Consider the following 4,274-nt stretch of genomic DNA (forward strand, 5'->3'; position numbering starts at 1 on the left):
GGTCACCAGTGACGCCGCCTGGTCGGCGGCAAGGGTGAAGAGGATGAGGAACACCAGCGTGTTCTTCAGGAAATTGTCGTTGAAGGCGGACAGGAACTGCGTCCAGAAGAGAGGCGCGAAGCGCCGCGACATCATCAGATGGGTGTTCATGGCAAGTTCCAATGGGCAAGGCCATCGAGCAATCCGAGATGGATCGGTCAGCGGTTGCTTGCGCGGTTTGAGCCTCGTTTTAAGCGAGAAGCCGGTTAAACTTCGTTACTGCGGTTGACATCCATCATCAGCTTTTCGGCCTTGGCGCCTTGCAGCCTGTTGATGAACCGGCCCGTTTCCTCGGCGTCACGCAGCGTCTTGGTGATGGCGATGGACGTCTTCCAGGCACTCGAATGGTTGGAAACATAGCTGTTGGTGGCCATCGATATGATCCTTTCGTTTCAGGGTTAAGCCGGGTCGGCGCTGGCTGGTTTCAGGGCCGGATACAATCAGCAGGCTTCGTCATCCTCTTCGCCGCTCACTTTCCATGAACGATGTTCATAATCGCAACATAGCACATTGTGAACGGCGTTCAAGAGAAAAGTGAACACCGTTCAAAGTTTCAAATGAGGGCGACATGAGGGCTTCGGCCTGGTTCGGCGACCGCGACCAATGGGCGGCAGGCGCGAGTATGGCGACTTCAGCCTCGCCGATGCGGGATGTCACGCCTCGCCGGTCAGCCGTGCCGCAATCAGGCGCGCCGCCGTGACCGCAGCCTCGCCCTGTTTGGCCGCGACCGCATCGTCGACGCGGGATACGGGGGACGCCACCGCCAGCGCGCCGATCGGTTGGCCGTCGGCGCCGAGGATCGCGGCGCCGATGCTGTGCACGCCTTCCTCATAGCCCTGCGAGCTACGCGAATAGCCGCTCGCGGCGGCAAAAGCGATGGCTTTGGCCAGCGTGTCCGGTCCTGTCACCGTATGCGCGGTGAAGGCCTGCAAGGGCTTCTCCAGATAGGCGCTGACCACTTGCAGCCGCGACGCGGCGAGGAAGGCGATGCCGGAGGCCGTGCCGTGCAGTGGCAGGATCTGGCCGATATCGACATTGACGCGGTTGGCCTTCGCCGACAGTTCGACATGCACGGTGAGCAACGCGCCGGCGCTGAACTCCGACAGATGCACGGTCTCGCCGGTTTCGAGCGACAGCTCCCGCGCCGCCGGCGCCGCCACGCGCACGAAAGGGAAATGCGCGTCGCGGATGCGGGCCAGCCGCGACAGGCCGGCGCCCAGCCGGTAGCGGCGGCTCTGCGGCTCCTGCTCGATCAGCCGATGGTTGGCGAGCGCCATCAGCAAGCGCCGGGCTGTCGCCTTGTCGAGGCCGGCCTTGCGGGCGAGGTCGGACAGCCCGATCTCCGGCTCGTCGAGCGTGAACAGCTCCAGCAGCGAGACCGCCTTGCCCACCGTGCTCATGATGCATTCTCCAAGATAGTTCGCATGTGAATTAACTTGACAGCAGCCGAGGTAGCCTGCAGTTTGTCTATAACATGCAAAACGATGGTTCAAATAGTGAACCGACAAGAAAATCATCTGTGCCCAACTGACGGCACACAAGGGAGGCTTCGCCCCGTGACGGCTGCCAAAAACGCTTTGCATTCAAAGACAACCGGCGACCTGCTCGACCGTGAGCAGCAGCGCTTCCTCGAAACCCACCCGCGCTCGGCGGCGGCGTGGGAAGAGGGCAAGAGGCATTTCCTCTATGGCGGTCCCTCGCACTGGATGCGACGCTGGGCCGGCGGCTTCCCGGTCTATGCCGCTTCGGCCAGCGGCGCCCATATCCGTGACATCGACGGTCACGACTATGTCGACTTCGCCCTTGGCGACACCGGCGGCATGTGTGGCCACGCGCCGGAGGCGGTCACCCGCGCCGCGCTTCGCCAGTTGCAGAACGGCACCACGATGATGCTGCCGACCGAGGACAGCCTCTGGGTCGGCGCAGAGCTTACGCGCCGCTTCGGCCTGCCTTACTGGACGCTCACCACCTCGGCCACCGACGCCAATCGCGGCGCCATCCGCATCGCCCGCATGATAACCGGCCGCGACAAGGTGCTGGTCTTCTCCGGCTGCTATCACGGCGGCGTCGAGGAGGCGCATGTCGAGATCCGCGACGGCCGCGTCGGTATGCGCAACATGATCCATCCCAATGGCGTCGACCATTCCGCCGTCTCAAGGGTGGTCGAGTTCAACGACATCGCGGCGCTGGAGGAGGCGCTCTCGGCCGGCGACGTCGCCTGCGTGCTGACCGAGCCGCTGATGACCAATTTCGGCATGATCCCGGTCGCCGACGGTTTTCACGCCGCTCTTCGCGAGATCACGCGCCGCACCGGCACGGTGCTGATCATCGACGAGACCCACACCATCTCCAGCGGGCCGGGCGGCTGCACCGCGCAGCATGGTCTGGAGCCGGACATGCTGGTCGCCGGCAAGGCGATCGCCGGCGGCATCCCGGCCGGCGTCTTCGGTGTCTCGCGGGAGATCGCCGAGCGGCTGTGGGCGATCGTGCCGATGGTCAATCCGCGTGTGCGTCAGTCGGCGCATCTCGGCATCGGTGGCACGCTGGCCGGCAACGCGCTGACCGTCGCCACCATGCGCGCGGTGCTGGAGGAGGTGCTGACGCCGGCCAATTTCGAAAAGATGATCGCCAACGCTTCGCGGCTGGCCGAGGCGGCGCGGGGCATCATCAGCGCCAACAAATTGCCCTGGCATGTGACGCAGATCGGCGCTCGCGCCGAGATCATGTTCATGCCCGCGCCGCCGCGCAACGGCGCCGACGTCATTGCCGGCCGGCGCGGCGATCTCGAGACGCTGCTGCATGCCTTCTACATGAACGAAGGCATATTGGTGACGCCGTTCCACACCATGTTCCTGATGTGCCCGGCGACCTCGCCGTCCGACGTCGACCGCCACACGCATGTCTTTACCCGCTTCGTCGATCTGGTTCGCAGCGCGGGCGTCGTCTAAGCGATGGCAAATCCATTCGACCTCAAGGGCCGGGTGGCGCTGGTGACCGGCGGCGGGCGCGGTATCGGTGCCGCGATCGTCACGCGCTTCGCCGAGGCTGGCGCTTCGGTGGTCATCGCCAACCGCACGCTCGACGTTGCCGAAACCCTCGCGGCCGATCTCTCGGCGCGGGGCCTCTCGGTCCGCGCCGTTACGCTTGCCGGACTCGACCGCGCCGCCTTGCACGGGCTCGTCGGCGACGTCATCCGCGAAGCCGGCCGCCTCGACATCGTCGTCCACAATGCCGGCGGCTGCCCCTGGGCCTCGATCGAGGACCTCGACGAGGACAAGCTCGAAGAGGCATTGGCGCTCAATCTCAAACCCTGCTTCTGGCTGGCGCAGGCGGCGGCGCCGGCAATGCGCGCCAACGGTTTCGGCCGCATCCTCGTCACCTCCTCGGTGTCGGCGCGCGTGGCCATGGCCGGCGGCGCGCACTATTCGGCGGCCAAGGCCGGCGTCAACGCCTTCATCCGGGGCGCCGCCTTCGAGTTCGCGCGCGACGGCATCACCATCAACGGCGTCGAGCCGGGCTTCATCGCCAAGGGCAGAGGCACGATGAGCGCGCCGGAGGTGGCGGACAGGCTCGGCCGGTTCATCCCCGCCGGCCGTCTCGGCGAGGCAGACGACATCGCCTATGCCATGCTCTACCTCGCCTCCGAGCAGGCGAAATACTTGACCGGCCAGACCATCGTCGTCGACGGCGGCTCGACCTTGCCGGAGACCGGCTATGCCGTCGAGCGGCATTGGGGGCTGGCATGAGCCGGCGCCTCGAAGGCCGCAAGGCGCTGATCACCGGTGCGGCCACCGGCATGGGCCGCGCCACCGCCGAGCTGTTCGGCCGGCACGGCGCCGAAGTCATCGCCTTCGGCCATGGCGACGACGTGCTGGACGAGGCCGCGAGGGCAAGCGGCGGCATCGCCGTGCGCGGCGACATCACGGTTCCTGGTGACATCGCCCTCGCCATCGACGCCTGCGAGGGTCGCCTCGACATCGTCGTCAACGCCGCCGGCGTGATGATCCTCGACGAGCCGGAGACGCTGAGCGACGCGACCTGGGCCAAGAGTTTTGCCGTCAACGTCACCGGCTCGATGATGGTCTGCCGCGCGGCGCTGCCGCTGCTGAAGCAGCGCGGCGGCGCGATCGTCAACATCGCTTCGGTAGGCGCGTTCAACGCCAGCGGCCAGAACGCCGCCTATTCGGCAAGCAAGGCGGCGCTGGTCTCCTATACGCGCTCGCTCGCCCTCGCGC

Annotated in this window: 5 protein-coding genes; 3 read left to right on the forward strand and 2 right to left on the reverse strand. The window is 66.1% G+C overall.

Annotated features, from left to right (window positions below):
* Positions 1 to 245: 245 nt before the first annotated feature.
* Together EN738_RS35780 and EN738_RS31635 are read right to left on the reverse strand one after the other, a co-directional pair.
* Positions 246 to 413 carry a hypothetical protein gene (locus EN738_RS35780; RefSeq protein ID WP_189556623.1) on the reverse strand — a complete coding sequence of 56 codons (168 nt, stop codon included), beginning with the start codon at positions 411 to 413 and terminating at the stop codon, positions 246 to 248.
* Between the two features lie 279 nt (positions 414 to 692).
* Positions 693 to 1,439 carry an IclR family transcriptional regulator gene (locus EN738_RS31635; protein WP_127287027.1) on the reverse strand — a complete coding sequence of 249 codons (747 nt, stop codon included), beginning with the start codon at positions 1,437 to 1,439 and terminating at the stop codon, positions 693 to 695.
* Positions 1,440 to 1,595: 156 nt separating this feature from the next.
* On the opposite strand from EN738_RS31635, the gene EN738_RS31640 reads away from it, so the two are divergent.
* From EN738_RS31640 to EN738_RS31650, 3 genes are all read left to right on the forward strand, one after another.
* Complete coding sequence (locus tag EN738_RS31640) at positions 1,596 to 2,987, forward strand: transaminase (RefSeq protein WP_245494829.1); 1,392 nt, start codon at positions 1,596 to 1,598, stop codon at positions 2,985 to 2,987.
* Positions 2,988 to 2,990: 3 nt separating this feature from the next.
* On the forward strand, positions 2,991 to 3,785 hold the full coding sequence (locus tag EN738_RS31645; protein ID WP_127287028.1) for an SDR family oxidoreductase: 795 nt from the start codon (positions 2,991 to 2,993) through the stop codon (positions 3,783 to 3,785).
* Positions 3,782 to 4,274: SDR family oxidoreductase (locus EN738_RS31650; RefSeq protein WP_145966990.1), on the forward strand; the 493-nt coding region annotated here is incomplete at its 3' end. The genes EN738_RS31645 and EN738_RS31650, both read left to right, overlap by 4 nt.

It is taken from the genome of Mesorhizobium sp. M4B.F.Ca.ET.017.02.2.1 (assembly GCF_003998955.1).
GTDB lineage: Bacteria > Pseudomonadota > Alphaproteobacteria > Rhizobiales > Rhizobiaceae > Mesorhizobium > Mesorhizobium abyssinicae.

What these genes read in the sequence shown, in the direction of transcription:
- EN738_RS31635 (WP_127287027.1), bottom strand. Translation starts at nt 1,439, where the DNA reads ATGAGCACGGTGGGCAAGGCGGTCTCGCTGCTGGAGCTGTTCACGCTC.
- EN738_RS31645 (WP_127287028.1), top strand. Translation starts at nt 2,991, where the DNA reads ATGGCAAATCCATTCGACCTCAAGGGCCGGGTGGCGCTGGTGACCGGC.
- EN738_RS35780 (WP_189556623.1), bottom strand. Translation starts at nt 413, where the DNA reads ATGGCCACCAACAGCTATGTTTCCAACCATTCGAGTGCCTGGAAGACG.